Here is a 17,936-nt window from a genome sequence, read left to right on the forward strand (position 1 = left end):
CGGCACCCGCCGTGGCGGGTGCGCGGGGCGTCAGCCCGCGTCGACGAGCAGCGCGCGCAGGCGCCGCCGCTCGCGCTGCTTCTCGGGGTTCGGCAGCGGAACCGCGGCGATGAGCCGCTGGGTGTACGCGTGCTGCGGCCGGCGCAGGATCTCGTCGCGCGAGCCCTGCTCGACGATCTCGCCGCGCCGCATCACCGCGATCCGGTCCGCCAGCAGGTCGACGACCGCGAGGTCGTGCGTGACGAACAGGCACGCGAACCGCAGGCGCTGCTGCAGCTCCTGCAGCAGCTCGAGCACGTGCGCCTGCACCGACACGTCGAGGGCCGACGTGGGCTCGTCCGCGACGAGCAGCTCGGGCGAGAGCGACAGCGCCCGCGCGATGCCGACGCGCTGCTTCTGCCCGCCCGACAGCTCGTGCGGGTAGCGGTTGCGGTAGGCCCGGGGCAGCTCGACCTGGTCGAGCAGCTCCTCGATCCGCCGCTGCAGCGCCTGACCCTTGGCCTCGCCCGCGAGACGCAGCGGCTCGCCGATGCTCTCTCCGATGGGCAGGCGCGGGTTCAGGGACGACGACGGGTCCTGGAAGACCATGCCGACCTTGCGTCGCAGCGCCGCCATCTCCTTGCGCTTGGCGGCGCGGACGTCGATCCCCGCGACCGTCAGCTCGCCCTCGACCGCGGGCAGCAGCCCGACGGCGGCGCGGCCGATCGTGGTCTTGCCCGAGCCCGACTCGCCGACCAGACCCACGACCTCGCCGGCGTGCACGACGAGGTCGGCGTCGGAGACGGCGCGGAACGCGGGCATGCGCCCCTGCTTGGGGTACTCGATCGCGACCCCGCGCAGCGACAGCACGGGCTCGCCGATGCGCTCCAGACGCTGCCGCTCGGTCTCGGCCGCCTCGGCGAGACGACGCGCGTTCTCGGCCTCGCGCGCGGCGAGCTCCTCGGGCGTCACCGCCTCGACGAGCGCCTCGGCACCCGTGACCGACGCGAGCGCGGCGGTCAGGTCGATCTCGGGGCCGCCCAGGTGCGGGACGGCCGCGAGGAGCTCCTGCGTGTACGGGTGCTGGGGCCGCGCGAAGATCTCCTCCGCCGGGCCGGTCTCGACGATCACGCCGTGGCGCATGACCGCGATGCGGTCGGCGAGGTCGGCGACCACGCCCATGTCGTGCGTGATGAGGATGACCGCCGAGTCGAGCCGGTCGCGCAGGTTGCGCATGAGGTCGAGGATCTCGGCCTGCACCGTGACGTCGAGCGCGGTGGTCGGCTCGTCGGCGATCAGCAGCGCCGGGTCGCACGACAGCGACTGCGCGATCATCGCGCGCTGCCGCTGACCGCCCGAGAGCTGGTGCGGGTACGAGCGGAACGCCTTCTCGGGGTCGGGGAGCTCGACCATCCGCAGGAGCTCGATCGCACGCTCGCGCGCCTCGGCCGGCGAGATCGCGCGGTGCAGCCGCAGCGTCTCGACGATCTGCGCGCCGACCGTGTACGCGGGGTTCAGCGCGGTCATCGGCTCCTGGAAGATCATCGCGATGTCGTCGCCGCGCACGCGACGCATGCGCTGCGCCGAGATGCCGCGCAGCTCCTCGCCGCGCAGCTTGATCGACCCGGAGATGCGCGCGTTGCGCGGGAGCAGGTCGAGGATCGCCATCGAGCTCACGGACTTGCCGGAGCCGGACTCGCCGACGATCGCGAGCACCTCGCCGGCGCGCACCTCGTAGTTGAGGCGGATCGCGGCGGGGACCCAGCGTCGGTCCACGGCGAAGTCCACCGACAGGTCGCTGACCTGCAGGACCGGGGTCGTGGTCGCGTCGGACGTGGTCATCGCGGTGCTCCTGAGATCATGACGGGGTGGAACAGCAGTGGACGTACCGGCCGCGCAGCTCGGCCGTGCTCACCGGAGCCACCTGGCTCGTCGCCGTCGGTCTGACGACCGCCGAGGTCCTGGCCGGTGGCGCGGCCGCGGGGCTGCGCGTCCTGCCCGCCGCCCTGCTGGTGGCGCTGCTGGGCTGGGCGGTCTTCTACCGCCCGCACGTCGCGGTCGACGACGCCGGTGTGCTCGTCGTGAACCCGCTGAGCACGACCCGCGTGCCCTGGGCGGCGCTCATCGACGTGCGCACACGCTTCACGTGCACGCTCGTCACGCCGCACGCGTCGGTCGAGGTCTTCGCCGCGCCGGGTCCCGGCCGCCACCGCGCCGCCTCGGCGACCGCGCAGGACGTGCGCGCGGTCGCCCGCGGCGCGGCCGACGGCCGCGGCGCCGTGAGCATCGGCGAGCTGCCCGGCTCGCCGTCCGCGGTCGTCGCGCACCACGTGCGTGAGCGCTGGGCCGCGCTCGTCGAGTCGGGCCGCCTCGAGGCGGGCCTCGCGGACGAGACCCCGGTCGAACGACGGACGCACGGGCGACTGCTGGCGGCCGTGGCCGTCCTGCTGGTCGCCGCGGTCGTGCCGCACCTCGGCTGAGCGCGCGGACCGCACGGCGGTCGCCGCCGTCACGGGCCGTCCACGGACCCGGCGGGTCCCGACCGCGGCGCCTCGTCGGCGCGGGCGGGCGCTGCGACGGCCGGTGCCGCACCGGCGGCGTCGGGCCGGCCCGGGCCGGACTCCTTCATGCGCCGCAGCGAGATCTTGCGCTGCCGCGGGTCGAACGCGTCGCGCAGGCCGTCACCGATGAAGTTGATGCACAGGCAGATCAGCACGATGAACAGGCCGGGGAACCAGAACAGCCACGGGCGCGTCGAGAACGCGGCCTGGTTCGCGCTGATGAGCAGACCGAGCGACGTGTCCGGCGCGCGGACACCCATGCCGAGGTAGGACAGGGCCGTCTCGAGCAGGATCGCCGACGACATCAGCAGGGTCGCGTTGACCGTGATGACGCCGACCGCGTTGGGCAGGATGTGCCGGAAGATGATCCGCGCGTCGGACGCCCCGGCGAGCCGGGCCGCGTCGACGAACTCGCGCTCGCGCAGCGACAGGAAGTCGCCGCGCACCAGACGCGCCATGCCGGTCCACGTGGTGAGCCCGAGCAGCACGCCCAGCACGAGCACGCCGGCCTTCGAGTTGTACGCGATGACCGCGCCGATGAGCAGCACGGGGATGATGATCACCATGTCGGTCAGGCGCATGAGCACCGCCTCGATCCAGCCACGGAAGTAGCCGGCGGCGGCACCGAAGACGACGCCGATGATCGCGGAGATCGCGCCGACCATGAACGTGATCGCCAGGGAGATCTGCGTCCCGCGCATCGTCATGGCGAAGTAGTCGCGGCCGACCGTGTCCTGGCCGAACGGGTGGTCGCCGAGCGAGAACGGGAACAGCTGGAGCGTCGGACGCCCGCCGTTCTGCAGCGGCGGCGTGTCGGTCCAGCGGAACTGCCACCAGCCCTTGATCGGGCCGATGCCGACCGACGTCAGGGCCAGCAGGACCACCAGGACGAGGAGCACGAGGGAGACGATCGCCCCCGTGTGCCCGAGGAACCTCTTGCGGACGAGGGCGCCCTGGCTCATGCCGCGGAGCTCGCCGGGCACCTCCCGGGACTCGCGCTCGTCGGTCTGCGTCGTGCTGCTCATGCCTTCACCCTCACGCGCGGGTCGAGTGCGGAGTACGCCAGGTCGGCCAGGAGGTTGAACACCACCGCCGTGATCCCGACGACCAGGAACGTCCCCATGACCGGGTTCGGGTCCTGGTGGCTGAGCCCGTTGATGAACAACGCACCCATGCCCTTGAACGAGAACACGTTCTCGGTGATGACGGCGCCGCCCAGCAGGCCGCCGATGTCGTACGCGACGATCGTCGCGAGCGGGATCAGCGCGTTGCGGAACGCGTGCCGGACGACGACCACGCGCTCGGGCAGGCCCTTGGCGCGCGCCGTGCGGACGTAGTCCTGCCCCATGACCTCGAGCATCGACGCGCGCGAGTAGCGCGTGTACGACGCGAGGGAGATGAGCATCAGGGCGAGCGTCGGCAGCACGAGGTGCGTGTACTTGTCGAGGCCCGAGACCCAGAAGTCGCCACCCAGGCCCGGGGTCTCGGAGCCGATCGTCGCGATGGGGCGGCCGCGGACCTGCGTGAAGTAGCTGGGCCACGCGATCATGAAGCGGTCGAGCATGACGAGCCCGGCCACGAGGAACGACGTGAGCCCGGCGACGCGCATCGACTGGCGGCGGTCGTACCCGCCGAACAGGTAGCCCACCAGCACGCCGGCGCCGACCGCGAGGACCCCCAGCAGCAGGATCAGCGGGAACGTCGCGCGGTCGAGCAGCGGGCGCAGCGCGAACATCGCGACCAGCGCGAGCGCCACGGTGACGAGCGAGGCGTAGAGCGCCCGACGGTTCTGGGAGCCGGCGATGAGCGCCGAGAGGCCGATCGCGATGCCGACGCCGGTGACGGCGACGAGCGCGGGACCGAGCCCGGGGTACCGGAACCACTGGGTCGCACCGAGGTACCAGAGCACGCCACCCGCGGCGACCGCGGCGACCGCGAACGTGATGAGCCGCCGGCGCAGGTCGCCGCCGATGATCAGGGCCCAGACCAGTCCGGAGACCAGCCCCACCACGACCACGGTGGTGATCGGCACGCTCGGGTCCGCGAGGAAGTCGTTGAACCGGATCGCACCGAACTCCTTGAGGAGGACGGCGACCCAGAAGACCGGGAGCGAGAAGAACAGGAACGTCAGGAAGGTGACGCCGTAGTCGAGCGCCGAGTACTGCCGCAGGGCGGTGACGATGCCGATCGCGATGCCGACGACGATCGCGAGCACGGTCGCCGCGGCGACGAGCTGCAGCGTGGACGGGATCGCCGACCCGAGCGCCTGCGTGACCGGCTGGCCCTGGAGCGTGACGCCCAGGTCGCACTGCCCGGGGATGACGCACTTGACGGCGCCGCCGAGCCAGAGGAAGTACCGCACCGGCGCGGGGACGTCGAGGTTGAGCAGCGCCGTGCGCTGCGCCATCAACGCTTCCTTGTTCGGGCGGGTCGATTCGCGGAACTCCTGCAGGGGGTCGCCCGAGAGGGCGACGAGCTGGTACACGAGGAACGACGCACCGAGCAGGATCAGCAGCGACACACCGAGGCGCCGCAAGACGTAGGAAGTCATGACTCTCGCTCTCGCACGGCGGCTCCGGCGACGCGGGGTCGCGCCGGGCCGTCGAGACGGGACGTGCAGGGGGACGCCCGATCTGTGCACGGGCGCGGGTGGACAGAACTGTATCCCCCGGCCGGGCCCTCCCGGGCCCGCGCGCGACGGCGCCGGGACTGCGAGCTCGCGAGTCCCGGCGCCGTCGATGTCACACCGGAGGTGTCAACGGATCAGTCGTTGACCGTCCACTCCCAGACGTTCCACCAGACACCGGCCTGGTTGGGGTTGTAGTCGTCGATGCCGCTGACGCGGTCGCCGACCGCGTCGAGACCGACCGACTGGAACAGCGGGAGGCCGTACGCGTCGGCGAAGATCAGCGGGTCGATCTCCTCCTGGATCTGCGCCTGCTGGTCGGTGTCGAGCGTGACCACGAGCTTCGCGGCCAGCTCGTCGACCTTGCTGTTCGAGTAGCCGTTGTAGTTGCCGCCACCGGTCGTCGAGAAGATCTGCGGGACGCCGGCCACGCCGATGCCGCTGTTGATCCAGCCGAAGATCGCCGCGTCGTACGTGCCGTCGGACAGACGCGAGCCCCAGGCCGCGTCACCCTGGTCGTCGATGACGAAGCCGGCCTGCGTCGCCGAGGCGGCGATCAGGGTGTAGGCGTTCACGCGGTTCGGGTTGTTGACGTTGTAGAGCACGCGGACCGTCGGGCTGGTGACACCGGCCTCGGCGAGCAGCTGCTTGGCGCCCTCGACGTCGGGCTCACCCGGGTAGTCGGCCGAGCCGTTGGCCGCGACGGAGTCCTCGTACGAGGCCTGCGCCGGCACGAAGAGCTGCGAGTTGAGGATCTGCGCGTCGTCCTTCTGCGGCGTGATGATCGCGTCGAGGATCTGCTGGCGCGGGATCGTCTTGAGGAACGCCTCACGCACCTTCTGCGCCTTCGCGGCGTCGCCGCCGTAGGTGGCCGGGTCGAACGGGCCGCCGTTGTTGAAGGTCAGGTCGATGTGGTCGTACGCGAGCTGGTCGCCCTGGTGCAGCGTCACGCCGTCGAGCGCCTTGAGCGCCGTCAGGGTGTCGGCCGACGACTGCGGGGAGATCACGTCGACCTCGCCGTTGCCGAGCGCCTGCACGGCCGCCGTGGCGTCCGGGATGGTGCGCATGATGATCGTGTCGAGCTGCGCCTTCAGGTCGCCCGTGTACTTCTCGTTCGGGACGAGGGTCACCGACTGGTTCTCGACGACGTCCGACACGATGTACGGGCCCGAGGACAGGTAGAGCTCGGGGTCCGAGGGCAGCACGGTCGAGTCGTAGCCCGTGTTCCAGAAGTCGGCCACGGCACGCAGCTCGGCGTTGTCCGCCGTCGCGGTGGGCGCGACGTCGGCCTGCGCCTCGAGCAGGTCGAGCAGGGCCTGGCCGTCGGCGAGGCCCGCCTTCTTGGCGACGACGTGCGCCGGCGCCTCGGCCGCGAACGCGACCTCCCAGTCGGCGGCGGGCGCGCTGTAGTTCAGCGTGATCGAGCGGCCGTCCTCGCCGATCTCGGGGAAGTCCGTCAGACCGAGCGTGGTGGAGTCACCCGCGTAGTCGAAGTAGGTGACGTCGCCCGACTCGGAGTTGTAGTGGCCCGACTGCACGGCCCACGCGAACACCAGGTCGTCGGCGTCGACGGGCTCGCCGTCGGACCAGGTCACGCCCTCGTTGACGGTGTACTTGACCGAGAACGGGTCCTCGGAGACGACCTCGTAGGTGCCGAACGACTCGTCCTTCTGCACCTTCGGGTCGCCCGCGGCGAACGACGAGCCGTCGACGTAGTTGAACCACGCACGCGTGGGGTACGTCGTGATCTTCGAGTTGATGTCGACGTTGCCGTTCGACGTGTTCGGGTTGAACGACGAGAACTGGTTCGTCTCCGCCACCGTGAGGGTGCCGCCGCCGGCGCCCGCCGAGGCGCTGCTGCCACCGTCGGGCTCGTCCTGCGGCGTGTTCGCGCACGCGCTCAGCACGAGCGCGCCCGTCGCGAACAGGGCCACAGCGAGGCTGGTCCGCCTGATCTTCAATGTTCCTCCTGAGACGTGGTGGACGTGGCCGCACGGCTCCCCCGGGGTACAGCTGCAGGGGGCCGGGGCGCGCTCGCCCGCCGGAATTGGGGCAACGCTAGCCCCGGAAGAGGGGACGAATCAGGCATGGACCGACACCGATGTCGATCGTTACCTGATTGATACTGGTGAGTACCGTCCATCATACGAGACGCGCCAAGCGGAAACAGCCGCGTAACACGGATGACACACGCACAGGCGGTGTGGTTCGCGTCACAGTGCCCGTGCGCAGGTGCGGGCGCCGTCAGTCGCGGTCGCGGGACGTGCACAGGCACGCCCGGTTGCCCTCGGGATCCTCGACGACCACGAAGCTCGGCGCCTGCGTGCGGTCGACGACCCGACCGCCCGCGGCCACGGCCGCCGCGACCCGCTCGTCGAGGCGCCCGGGCTCGACCCACACGTCCAGGTGCCAGCGCTGGCGCGGCTGCTGCGCGCCGGAGCGCTGGAACCACACGGGCGGCTGCGCGTCGGCGGGGTCGCGCACCTCGTCGTCCGACCCCGGGGTCTCCTCGTACGCGAGGAACGCCGCCCACCAGCGTCGCGCCGCGGCGACGTCGGGCGTGTCGAGCGCGATCTCGGTGCGCTGCAGGCCCGCGCCGTCGCACGTCAGACCGGCGTCGGCCGCCAGGCGCGACACCGTCCGGGCGAGCGCGACGTCCCGCTCGGTCACGCCGCCCGCGTCGTGGCTCACGAGGCGCACGTCGACGCGGCCGTGGCGCAGGTCGACGTCCGGGTGGTGCCCCGCCTCCTCGGATGCCGCGCCGATCGCCGCGACCAGCGCCAGGCCCGTCGTGAAGTCGCCCGTCACGACGCGCGTGCGCAGCCCGTCGCCGAGGTCCGTCCACCCCGCGAGGCCCGCGTCCGCGACCTCCTGCCCGCTCAGCGTCGTCGCCATGCGCCCATCGTGACGCCACCACCGCGCCGACGCGCGGCGGGGCGCACGCGGCGGTCACACGTTGAAGCGGAACTCCACGACGTCGCCGTCGGCCATCACGTAGTCCTTGCCCTCGATGCGCGCCTTGCCCGCCGAGCGCGCGGCCGCGACGGACCCCGCCTCGACGAGGTCCGCGAACGAGATCACCTCGGCCTTGATGAAGCCCTTCTGGAAGTCCGTGTGGATGACGCCCGCGGCCTGCGGCGCCGTCCAGCCCTGGCGGATCGTCCACGCCCGGGACTCCTTGGGGCCCGCCGTGAGGTACGTCTGCAGGCCGAGGGTGTGGAAGCCGACGCGCGCGAGCTGGTCCAGCCCGGCCTCGTCCTGGCCGTTGGCCTCGAGCATCTCGCGCGCCTCGTCCTCGTCGAGCTCGACGAGCTCCGACTCGAACTTCGCGTCGAGGAACACCGCGTCCGCGGGCGCGACGTACGCGCGCAGGTCGTCCTGCATGGCCGTGTCGGCCAGGCCCGCGTCGTCGGTGTTGAACACATAGATGAACGGCTTGGTCGTCATGAGCTGGAACGGCGCCAGGTCCGCCGGGTCGATGCCAGCGGCGCGCGCGCCCTGCGACAGGACCGTGCCCTGCTCGAGCACGCCGAGCGCGGCCTGCGCGGCCGCGAGCACCGACGCGTCGGTCTTCTTGGCGCGCACCTCCTTCTCGAGGCGCGGCACGGCCTTCTCGAGCGTCTGCAGGTCCGCGAGGACCAGCTCGGTGTGGATCGTCTCGATGTCGTCCTTCGGCGACACGCGCCCGTCGACGTGCACGACGTCGGGGTCCGCGAACGCGCGTGTCACGACGCAGATGGCGTCGGCCTCGCGGATGTTGGCGAGGAACTGGTTGCCCATGCCCTCGCCCTCGCTCGCGCCGCGCACGATGCCCGCGATGTCGACGAACGACACCGTCGCCGGCAGGATCCGCTCCGAGCCGAAGATCTCGGCGAGGGTCGTCAGCCGGGGGTCCGGCAGCGGGACCACCCCCACGTTGGGCTCGATCGTCGCGAACGGGTAGTTCGCCGCGAGCACCTGCGCGCGCGTGAGCGCGTTGAAGAGGGTGGACTTGCCGACGTTGGGCAGGCCGACGATGCCGATGGTGAGAGCCACGGGCGACGAGTCTACGCAGCGCCGCGGCCGGCCCCCGACCCGTGCGGGCGGGGACCGGCCGACCGGCCTTCACGGACTCAGTCGAACGCGCGCATCCGCTGCAGCAGCTCCGGCCCGCGGCGCTCCAGCACCGACCCGCCGATGCGCACGCCGACCACCAGCAGCACGGCGCCCAGCACCGCCCCGACCGCGAGCGCCACCCAGCCGAGGACGGCCGAGCGCTGCAGCACCGCGATCAGCGCGAGCACGGCGGCCGGTGCGCCGAGCACGCCGACGGCGGTGAAGCCCGCCAGCTGCGACGTGAACGACGCCGCGTTCGCGCCCTGCTTGGTGCCGAACGGGTTCTCGCCCGGCATCTGCACCGGGTAGACGACGAGCGCCGACGTGACGCTCGCGGTGCCCAGCGACGTGAGCAGCAGGCCCAGGCTCGCGCCGAGCAGCGCGGGCAGCGCGTCGAACCGGTCCGCGTACCAGGCGGTCCCGACCGTGACCAGGACCGTCACGACGAGCCCGAGCACACCGGCCACGAGCACGCGGCCCCAACGGTCGGTCACGCCGCGGACGGGCGCCGCCACGTGGGTCCAGAACGCGGTGCCGTCGTACGCGACGTCGGCGGAGATGCTCCAGCCGACGACGAACGCCGTCGCCGGACCCGCGATGAGCAGGAGCGCACCGCCCGGCGACGAGAACGCCAGCACCAGCGGGATGGCCGGCACGATCGCCACGGCGATCGCGTAGCGGGGGTCGCGGAGCCAGTACGTCGCGGCGCGCGCGGCGATCGCGCCGACGGGCGTGGCCGGCAGCCGGCCGAACCACCCGAGGCCGCGCGCCCGCGCGTCGCCGCCCGTCGACACCGGGTCGGTGAGCGTGCGATCCAGCGCCCAGGACCACACGCGCAGCGCCACGAGGACCGTCGCGACGCCGATCGCGAGCCGCGCGAGCGCGCCGAGCCAGTCCCCCGCAGCGACGGCCGGTGCGACCGCCCACGGCGCGCCCACCGGCGTCCACGACAGCACGCGCGCCACCGTGACGAGCCCCGCCAGGCGGTCGGCCGAGTCGGCGAGCGTCGACATGATCGGGCCGAGGAACATGATCGGCACGATCGCCAGTGCGGCGACCAGCTCGCGCACGCGGCGCCGCCCGATGAACGGCGCCAGCGCGGTGGTGGTCGCCCGCGAGCCGATCGTGCACGCGAGCACGCCGACGAGCGCGCCGACCAGCGCCGCGACCGCGGCGGCGGGCTCGCGCCACCACGACAGCGGCGTCGCGAGCGCGACCAGGGCCGTGACGACGCCCGGCACGCCGATGAGCCCCGCGAGCGTGAGCCCCACGAGCAGGTCGCGCCGTGACAGGCCGAACGTGAGGAACCGGCGCGGGTCGAGCGTCGCGTCGACGCCGAACGCGACCAGCGGGATCAGCCACCAGCCGAGCACCAGCAGCGAGCCCCCGACGACCAGGACGTCGGACCGGGCCTGCAGGTCGACGAAGCCGAGCGCGAACAGGCCCACGACCGCGCCGACCAGCAGGAACAGTCCGTACAGCGCGCCCACGACCATGCCGAGGACCTGCCAGACGCTGCGCCGCAGACCGTTGCGCAGCAACGTGAGCTTCAGTCGGACGAGGTGCGCAACCACGCGATGCCCTCCCCGCTGATCCGCCCGCCGACGAGGTCGACGAAGCGCTCCTCGAGCGACCGGCCCGCGCGCACCTCGTCGACCGTGCCGGCCGCGAGCACGTGGCCCTGCGCGATCACCGCGACGTGGTCGCACATGCGCTGCACGAGGTCCATGACGTGCGACGACACGACGACCGTGCCGCCGCCGTCGACGTACTGGTGCAGGATCTCGCGGATGTTCGCGGCCGACACGGGGTCGACGGCCTCGAACGGCTCGTCGAGCACGAGCACGCGCGGCGCGTGCACCAGCGCGCACGCGAGCGCGACCTTCTTGGTCATGCCCGCGGAGTAGTCGACGACGAGCGTGTCGGCGTCCTGCGTGAGCCCGACCGCGGCGAGCAGGTCGCGCGTGCGGCCCTCGACCGTCGGCCGGTCGAGGCCCTGCAGGAGGCCCGCGTAGGTGACGAGCTGCGCGCCGGTGAGGCGATCGAACAGGCGCACGCCGTCGGGCAGCACGCCGAGGCTGCGCTTGACCTCCACCGGGTTCGCCCACAGGTCGACGCCGCCGACGAGCACCGTGCCCGCGTCGGGGCGCAGCAGGCCCGTCGCCATCGACAGCGTGGTGGTCTTGCCGGCGCCGTTGGGGCCGACGAGCCCGTAGAACGAGCCCGCCGGGATCGCGAGGTCGACGCCCGCGACGGCGACCTTCTGGCCGAAGCGGCGCCACAGGCCGTGCAGGGACAGCGCGGGAGCGGCGGCGGTCGCGGGGGCCGGGGCGGGCGTCGGGACGGCACCCGGCGTCACGCCGCCGCCGGACGGGGCGCCGGCGTCGAGCCCGGGCTGCGGGACGGGAGGTGGTGTGGTCACGCCACCGAGGATAGGGACGGGCCGCGTCGCGCCGGATCGGTCGCGCGGCCGATCCTGCGCCTCCGTCCCGGGACGCAGACGAGGGGTCGCCGACGCGTCGCGGACCGGTGTCGGAGGTGGCTGGCACGCTGCGTGGCATGGAGATCCCCGCGTCGCCCTGGCCGGTCCTCGTCGCGCTGCTCGCCGGGATGCTGGTCGGCGGCGTGGTCGCCTGGGTGCTCGCGGCGTCGCGTGCGGCACGCGCCGCGGAGGACCGCGTGCGCGCGGCCGAGGTCGACGCCGCGCGCGCCCGCGCCCAGCTCGAGGCCGAGCGCGCGGGCGCGGGCGACCGGTTCCGTGCGCTCGCGGACGAGGCGCTCGCCGCGACGAGCGAGCAGTTCCTCGCGCTCGCGCACCAGCGCCTCGCGGCCGAGCACCAGACGCAGGCCGGCGAGCTCGCGCAGCGCGAGCAGGCCGTGCGGGCGATGGTCGAGCCGCTGGGGCGCACGCTCGACCAGGTGCGCGCCGAGATCGCGGCCGCCGAGCGCGCACGGGCCGAGGGCAACGCGGCGCTCGGCGAGCAGGTCCGCGCGATGCGCGCGGCGTCCGAGCAGCTGCGCGGCGAGACCGGGCGGCTCGTGACAGCCCTGCGGTCGTCGCAGGTGCGCGGGCGCTGGGGCGAGGTGCAGCTGCGCCGCGTGGTCGAGGCGGCGGGCATGCTCGCGCACGTCGACTTCGTCGAGCAGGAGCAGGTGCGCACCGACGACGGGCTGCTGCGCCCCGACATGGTGGTGCGGCTCGCGGGCGGCAAGCACGTGGTCGTCGACGCCAAGGTCGCGTTCCTCGGGTTCCTGGAGGCCACCGAGACCGACGACGAGACGGTGCGCGCGCAGCGGCTCGCGGCGCACGCGCGGCACGTGCGCAAGCACGTGGACGACCTCGCGTCCAAGCGGTACTGGGACCAGTTCGCCCCGGCGCCCGAGTTCGTCGTGATGTTCGTCCCCGCCGAGTCGTTCCTGCACGCCGCGGCGGACCAGGACCCGACGCTCGTCGAGTACGCGTTCGAGCGGAACGTGGTGCTCGCGACGCCCGTCACGCTGCTCACGCTCCTGCGGACCGTCGCGTACGCGTGGCGGCAGGACGCGCTCGCCGCGAACGCGCAGCAGGTGCTCACGCTCGGCAAGGAGCTGCACGGGCGGCTCGCGACGATGGGCGGACACCTCACGCGACTCGGCCGCGCGATCGACGCGGCCGCGGGCGCCTACAACCAGACGGTCGGCTCGCTCGAGTCGCGCGTGCTGGTCAGCGCGCGACGGTTCGCCGACCTGCACGTCGTCGACGACGACCTCGTGACGCCCGCACCCGCGAACCCCCGGCTGTCGGCGCTCAGCGCACCCGAGCTCGTCGCGTCCGCCGACGAGAGGGTGGTCGCGCTCGAGGACCTCGCGCTCGGCGGCGACGCGGCGCGACGCGACGCGCGCACGTGGCAGGACGAGGCAGCTCGGCGGGACGGCGGCGAGAGCTCGTCGACCGCCTGACGGCGCGACCCGCGGTGCCCGGCCCCGACGGTGGGACGGTCCGTCAGACGGGCTGGACGCTCAGCGAGCGACGCCCCTCGGGACGCGGGCGGCCGGTCGGCGCACCGGCGGCCTTGAGGTCGGCGCGCAGCTCGCGCGGCAGCGAGAACATGAGGTCCTCGGTCGCGGTGCGCACCTCCTCGACCTCGCCGAAGCCGTGCTCGGCGAGCAGCGCGAGGACGTCGGACACCAGGATCTCCGGGACGGACGCCCCCGAGGTGACGCCGACCGTGGTCGCACCCTCGAGCCACGCCGGGTCGATCTCGGCGGCCTTGTCGACGCGGTACGACGCACGCGCACCCGCGTCGAGGGCGACCTCGACGAGGCGCACCGAGTTCGACGAGTTGGCGGACCCGACCGTGATGACCACGTCACACGAGGGCGCGAGCTTCTTCACCGCGACCTGGCGGTTCTGCGTCGCGTAGCAGATGTCGTCGCTCGGCGGGTCCTGCAGGTGCGGGAACCGCTCGCGCAGGCGGCGGACCGTCTCCATCGTCTCGTCCACCGACAGCGTGGTCTGCGAGATCCACATGACCCGCTCGGGGTCGCGGACCACGACGTGGTCCGCGTCGGCCGGCGAGTTGACGACCTGGATGTGCTCGGGGGCGTGCCCCTGCGTGCCCTCGACCTCCTCGTGCCCGTCGTGACCGATGAGCAGGATGTCGAAGTCGTCGGCGGCGAACCGCACGGCCTCCTTGTGGACCTTGGTGACCAGCGGGCACGTCGCGTCGATGGTCTGCAGGTTGCGCGCCGCGGCGGCCTCCTTGACCGCGGGCGACACCCCGTGCGCCGAGAACACGACGCGCGCACCCTCGGGGACCGCGTCGGTCTCGTCGACGAACACCGCGCCGCGCGCGGCCAGCGTGTCGACGACGTGCCGGTTGTGCACGATCTCCTTGCGGACGTACACCGGGGCGCCGTAGTGCTCGAGGGCCTTCTCGACCGCGACGACCGCGCGGTCGACGCCCGCGCAGTACCCGCGGGGGGCCGCCAGCAGCACGCGCTTGCGGGGCGCGGCGGGCGCGGCGGCCGCGTCGGGACCGGAGGCAGCAGGGTTCACGCCCTCAGTCTAGGTGGGACGTCCCGCGGCGCCCCCGGCGGGACGGGTGACGGCCACCACGCTCACGCGACCTCCACGACCCGGCGACGGGACGTCCGCGCGACCGGCCCGTCGCCACCCGGACGCACCCGTCCGTGCCGCGCGCACCGGTCCGCGCGGGACGGGCACGGGTGCCGCGACCACGCCCGTCCCGACCCGTGTCGCACGCGTGCGGCACCCTGGTGCCGTGCCCGACGACTCCCCCGCCCCCACGGCCCCGCTGCCGCTGCCGCTCAAGGCCGCGGACACGACGCCCGAGCGTCCGTGGCCCGTGCGGCACCTCGCGCCGAAGGTCGCGGACTACGTCGCGCGCATGCCGCCCGTGTGGGTCGAGGGCCAGGTGCTCAACGTGCGGCGCTGGAACTCGCTGCTGTTCCTCACGCTGCGCGACACCGACCTCGACATGTCGCTGTCGGTCACGCTGCCCGCGGTCGCGGCGATGAGCCTGGGCGACCGGTTCGCCGACGGCGCTCACGTCGTGGTGCACGCGCGGCCGCAGTACCAGGTGAAGAAGGGCGCGCTCGGGTTCTCCGCGGACCGCGTGCGGCTCGTGGGGCTGGGCGAGCTGCTCGCGCGCATCGAGCACCTCAAGGGCGTGCTCGCGGCCGAGGGCCTGTTCGACGAGTCGCGCAAGCGCCCGCTGCCGTTCCTGCCCGCCGTGGTCGGGCTGGTGTGCGCGCAGCAGGGCGACGCCGAGCACGACGTCGTCTCGAACGCGCGGGCCCGCTGGCCTGGCGTGCAGTTCGAGATCCGGCGCGTCACGGTGCAGGGCGCCGAGGCGGTGCCGTCGGTGACCGCGGCGATCGCCGAGCTCGACGCCGACCCGCGGGTCGAGGTCGTCGTGGTCGCGCGCGGCGGCGGGTCCTTCGAGGACCTGCTGCCGTTCAGCAACGAGACCCTCGTGCGTGCCGCCGCGGCGTGCCGCACGCCGCTGGTCAGCGCGATCGGGCACCACATGGACGCGCCGCTGCTCGACCTCGTCGCGGACCTGCGGGCGTCGACGCCCACCGACGCAGCCAAGCGCGTCGTGCCCGACGTCACCGAGGAGCGCGCGCGGATCGCGCAGGCGCGCACCCGCACGCGCGCCGCGCTCACCCACCGCCTCGCGCGCGAGCAGGCGGCGCTCGACCACTGGCGCACGCGACCCGTCATGGCGCGGCCCGAGACGCTCGTCGACCCGCACGAGCGCACGCTGCGCGACCAGACCGCGCGCGGTCGCGCGGTGCTCGACGCCGCGCTCGCGCACGCCGCGACCGCGACCGCCCGGCTCGCGGGGCAGGTGCGTGCGCTGTCCCCCGCCGCGACGCTCGAGCGCGGGTACGCGGTCGTGCAGCGCGCCGACGGCGCCGTGGTGCGCGACCCCGCCGAGGTCGCGACCGGGGACCGGCTGCGGGTGCGGGTCGCGGCGGGCGAGCTCGCGGCGGACGTCGTCGACGCGTGAGCCGCATCGCTCGGCACCAGGGCGCGGCGCTCAGGGGGCATCGACGTCGCCGTGCCGACGCACGGCGTGGTCCGCAGCACGGCCCCGCGCGTGCGGCGTCGGCGACGGCTGGTTGACTGTGCGCGTGGCACGACGAGAGACGACCGCACCCGACGGTCCGGCGGACGGGGCGGCCGGCACCGGCTCCGGTCTGCCCGACCCCGCGACGCTCGGCTACGAGCAGGCCCGCGACGAGCTCGCCTCGATCGTCGGCCGCCTCGAGTCGGGCGCGGGCACGCTCGAGGAGTCGCTCGCGCTGTGGGAGCGGGGCGAGGCGCTCGCCGCGCGCTGCCAGGAGTGGCTCGACGGCGCGCGCGAGCGGCTGACCGCCGCGCGCGGTGGCCGCACCGGCACGGCGGGGACGCTGGACGAGGACGCCCGGGCGCACGCCGCGGGCGAGGACGACGAGGAGGACCGGTGAGCGGCAGCACGCAGGGCCGTGCGCTCGTGATCGGCGAGGCGCTGGTGGACGCGGTCCGCCGCCCCGACGGCACGCACGACGAGTTCCCGGGCGGCAGCCCGGCCAACGTGGCGATCGGCCTCGCGCGGCTCGGCCGGCGCGCCGAGCTGCTCACGTGGCTGGCCGACGACGCGCACGGCGACCTCGTGCGCCGGCACCTCGCGGCCTCCGGCGTGCACGTGCTGACCGGTGACCGCGCGCCCGCCCGGACCCCCGTCGCCACCGCGCACCTCGACGCCGCGGGCGTCGCGACGTACGACTTCGACCTCGAGTGGGACCTGCCCGCGACGTGGGACGAGGGCGAGGGCGACGCGCTCGTCGTGCACACCGGGTCGATCGCGGCCGTGCTGACGCCCGGCGGACCCAAGGTCGCCGACCTGCTCGAGAGCCGCCGCGCGACGTCGACGATCACCTACGACCCGAACCTGCGCCCCGCGCTCATGGGAGACCCGGCCGACGTGCGGCCCGTCGTCGAGCGGCTCGTGCGCGCGTCCGACGTGGTCAAGGTCAGCGACGAGGACCTCGCGTGGCTGCTGCCCGGCGTCGCGCCGGCCGAGGTCGCGGAGGACTGGAGCCGCTCGGGCCCCGCGCTCGTGGTCGTCACGCACGGCGGCGAGGGCGCGTTCGCGAGCACCGCCGCCGGCGCGCGCCTCACGGTCCCGGCGCCGCGCGTCACCGTCGCCGACACCGTCGGCGCGGGCGACTCGTTCATGGGTGGCCTGGTCGACGGGCTGTGGTCCGCCGGTCTGCTCGGCGCCGACCGCCGCGCCGCGCTGCACGACGTCGACGCGGGCACGGTCGAGCAGGTGCTCGCCCGCTGCGCGCGCATCGCCGCCATCACGGTCTCGCGCGCGGGCGCCAACCCGCCGACGACCGCCGAGCTCGACACCGAGGGAGCCCCCGCATGAGCACGACGCCGACCACTCCCGCGCAGGCCTGGGCCGCGCTGGCCGACGGCAACCTGCGGTTCGTCGAGGACCGCATGGCGCACCCGTCGCAGGGCATCGCCCGCCGCACCGAGGTGAGCGTCGAGCAGCACCCGTTCGCGGTGGTCTTCGGCTGCTCCGACAGCCGCGTCGCGGCCGAGATCATCTTCGACCAGGGGCTCGGCGACCTGTTCGTCGTGCGCACCGCCGGGCACGTGCTCGACACGACCGTCATCGGGTCCATCGAGTACGGGGTCGAGGTGCTCGGCGCACCGCTCGTCGTCGTGCTCGCGCACGACTCGTGCGGCGCCGTCGCGGCCGCGACGGACGCGATCACGAACGGCAACGTGCCGCCGGGGTTCGTGCAGGCCGTCGTCGACCGCGTGATCCCCTCGATCGTCGGGCTCACCGCGTCGGGCCGGCCGCTGGACTCGTTCGACGCCGCGACCCTCGGGCACGAGCACGTGCTGCACACCTCGCGCCAGCTGCACGGCTACTCGGTGTCGCTCGCCGAGTCGGTCGCGGCGGGCCGGACCGCGATCGTCGCGGTCGAGTACACGCTCGCCGACGGGCGCGCCCAGGTCGCGCAGGTCATCGGCGACATCGGTGCGGGACCGGGCGTCGTGCCCGGCACCGCGGCCTGATCCCGTACGGCACGACCGGCTCCGCGCGGGGCCGGTCGTGCCGCGTCGGCCGCGTGCGGTGCGTCGCCAGCGGGCCCGGTCGCCCGAC

The 17,936-nt window shown here is 74.0% G+C and carries 15 protein-coding genes; 6 read left to right on the forward strand and 9 right to left on the reverse strand.

The window, feature by feature from the left end; genetic code table 11:
- Positions 1 to 30: 30 nt before the first annotated feature.
- Positions 31 to 1,821, reverse strand: coding sequence for an ABC transporter ATP-binding protein (locus tag E4A51_RS11830; protein WP_070319338.1), 1,791 nt, complete (start codon positions 1,819 to 1,821; stop codon positions 31 to 33).
- 26 nt (positions 1,822 to 1,847) lie between these two features.
- Here E4A51_RS11830 and E4A51_RS11835 point away from each other — a divergent pair, with 26 nt between their 5' ends.
- Positions 1,848 to 2,459 carry a PH domain-containing protein gene (locus E4A51_RS11835; RefSeq protein ID WP_070319337.1) on the forward strand — a complete coding sequence of 204 codons (612 nt, stop codon included), beginning with the start codon at positions 1,848 to 1,850 and terminating at the stop codon, positions 2,457 to 2,459.
- Positions 2,460 to 2,488: 29 nt separating this feature from the next.
- Here the strand turns inward: E4A51_RS11835 and E4A51_RS11840 are convergent, their stop codons facing one another.
- The 7 genes from E4A51_RS11840 to E4A51_RS11870 all read right to left on the reverse strand — a co-directional run bounded on the left by E4A51_RS11840 (position 2,489) and on the right by E4A51_RS11870 (position 11,683).
- Complete coding sequence (locus E4A51_RS11840) at positions 2,489 to 3,565, reverse strand: ABC transporter permease (protein WP_070319336.1); 1,077 nt, start codon at positions 3,563 to 3,565, stop codon at positions 2,489 to 2,491.
- Entirely contained in the window at positions 3,562 to 5,091 is a 1,530-nt protein-coding gene (locus tag E4A51_RS11845; RefSeq protein ID WP_046530306.1) for an ABC transporter permease, read from the reverse strand. Before E4A51_RS11845 ends, E4A51_RS11840 begins: the two co-directional genes overlap by 4 nt.
- A 212-nt stretch (positions 5,092 to 5,303) precedes the next feature.
- Positions 5,304 to 7,100, reverse strand: coding sequence for an ABC transporter family substrate-binding protein (locus E4A51_RS11850; protein WP_233421087.1), 1,797 nt, complete (start codon positions 7,098 to 7,100; stop codon positions 5,304 to 5,306).
- Positions 7,101 to 7,410: 310 nt separating this feature from the next.
- Positions 7,411 to 8,061: a VOC family protein gene (locus tag E4A51_RS11855; protein ID WP_134851860.1), complete on the reverse strand. Its 651-nt coding sequence runs from the start codon at positions 8,059 to 8,061 to the stop codon at positions 7,411 to 7,413.
- A 54-nt stretch (positions 8,062 to 8,115) separates the two neighbouring features.
- Positions 8,116 to 9,201, reverse strand: a complete 1,086-nt coding sequence (gene ychF / locus E4A51_RS11860) for a redox-regulated ATPase YchF (RefSeq protein ID WP_046530303.1) — start codon at positions 9,199 to 9,201, stop codon at positions 8,116 to 8,118.
- A gap of 77 nt (positions 9,202 to 9,278) precedes the next feature.
- The gene (locus tag E4A51_RS11865; RefSeq protein WP_134851861.1) at positions 9,279 to 10,835 is read right to left on the reverse strand and encodes a hypothetical protein; all 1,557 of its coding nucleotides are present in this window, start codon (positions 10,833 to 10,835) and stop codon (positions 9,279 to 9,281) included.
- Positions 10,811 to 11,683, reverse strand: a complete 873-nt coding sequence (locus E4A51_RS11870) for an ABC transporter ATP-binding protein (protein ID WP_370297497.1) — start codon at positions 11,681 to 11,683, stop codon at positions 10,811 to 10,813. Before E4A51_RS11870 ends, E4A51_RS11865 begins: the two co-directional genes overlap by 25 nt.
- Before the next feature lie 137 nt (positions 11,684 to 11,820).
- On the opposite strand from E4A51_RS11870, the gene E4A51_RS11875 reads away from it, so the two are divergent.
- Entirely contained in the window at positions 11,821 to 13,200 is a 1,380-nt protein-coding gene (locus tag E4A51_RS11875; RefSeq protein WP_134851862.1) for a DNA recombination protein RmuC, read from the forward strand.
- Positions 13,201 to 13,243: 43 nt separating this feature from the next.
- Here the strand turns inward: E4A51_RS11875 and E4A51_RS11880 are convergent, their stop codons facing one another.
- A complete protein-coding gene (locus E4A51_RS11880) occupies positions 13,244 to 14,299 on the reverse strand; it encodes a 4-hydroxy-3-methylbut-2-enyl diphosphate reductase (RefSeq protein WP_046530300.1) in 1,056 nt (351 codons plus the stop codon).
- A gap of 226 nt (positions 14,300 to 14,525) precedes the next feature.
- On the opposite strand from E4A51_RS11880, the gene xseA reads away from it, so the two are divergent.
- The 4 genes from xseA (at position 14,526) to E4A51_RS11900 (ending at position 17,848) form a co-directional block, all read left to right on the forward strand.
- A complete protein-coding gene (gene xseA, locus E4A51_RS11885) occupies positions 14,526 to 15,779 on the forward strand; it encodes an exodeoxyribonuclease VII large subunit (RefSeq protein ID WP_134851863.1) in 1,254 nt (417 codons plus the stop codon).
- A 124-nt stretch (positions 15,780 to 15,903) separates the two neighbouring features.
- Positions 15,904 to 16,239 carry an exodeoxyribonuclease VII small subunit gene (locus E4A51_RS11890; protein ID WP_370297498.1) on the forward strand — a complete coding sequence of 112 codons (336 nt, stop codon included), beginning with the start codon at positions 15,904 to 15,906 and terminating at the stop codon, positions 16,237 to 16,239.
- A complete protein-coding gene (locus E4A51_RS11895) occupies positions 16,236 to 17,186 on the forward strand; it encodes a carbohydrate kinase (protein ID WP_070319328.1) in 951 nt (316 codons plus the stop codon). Before E4A51_RS11890 ends, E4A51_RS11895 begins: the two co-directional genes overlap by 4 nt.
- Positions 17,183 to 17,848 (forward strand): carbonic anhydrase, encoded by a 666-nt coding sequence (locus E4A51_RS11900; RefSeq protein ID WP_134851864.1) that lies wholly within the window; start codon positions 17,183 to 17,185, stop codon positions 17,846 to 17,848. Before E4A51_RS11895 ends, E4A51_RS11900 begins: the two co-directional genes overlap by 4 nt.
- Positions 17,849 to 17,936 lie beyond the last annotated feature (88 nt).

The organism is Cellulomonas sp. HD19AZ1 (assembly GCF_004535805.1).
Lineage (GTDB): Bacteria > Actinomycetota > Actinomycetes > Actinomycetales > Cellulomonadaceae > Cellulomonas > Cellulomonas iranensis.

What these genes read in the sequence shown, in the direction of transcription:
- E4A51_RS11830 (WP_070319338.1), bottom strand. Translation starts at nt 1,821, where the DNA reads ATGACCACGTCCGACGCGACCACGACCCCGGTCCTGCAGGTCAGCGAC.
- E4A51_RS11840 (WP_070319336.1), bottom strand. Translation starts at nt 3,565, where the DNA reads ATGAGCAGCACGACGCAGACCGACGAGCGCGAGTCCCGGGAGGTGCCC.
- E4A51_RS11845 (WP_046530306.1), bottom strand. Translation starts at nt 5,091, where the DNA reads ATGACTTCCTACGTCTTGCGGCGCCTCGGTGTGTCGCTGCTGATCCTG.
- E4A51_RS11855 (WP_134851860.1), bottom strand. Translation starts at nt 8,061, where the DNA reads ATGGCGACGACGCTGAGCGGGCAGGAGGTCGCGGACGCGGGCCTCGCG.
- E4A51_RS11875 (WP_134851862.1), top strand. Translation starts at nt 11,821, where the DNA reads ATGGAGATCCCCGCGTCGCCCTGGCCGGTCCTCGTCGCGCTGCTCGCC.
- E4A51_RS11900 (WP_134851864.1), top strand. Translation starts at nt 17,183, where the DNA reads ATGAGCACGACGCCGACCACTCCCGCGCAGGCCTGGGCCGCGCTGGCC.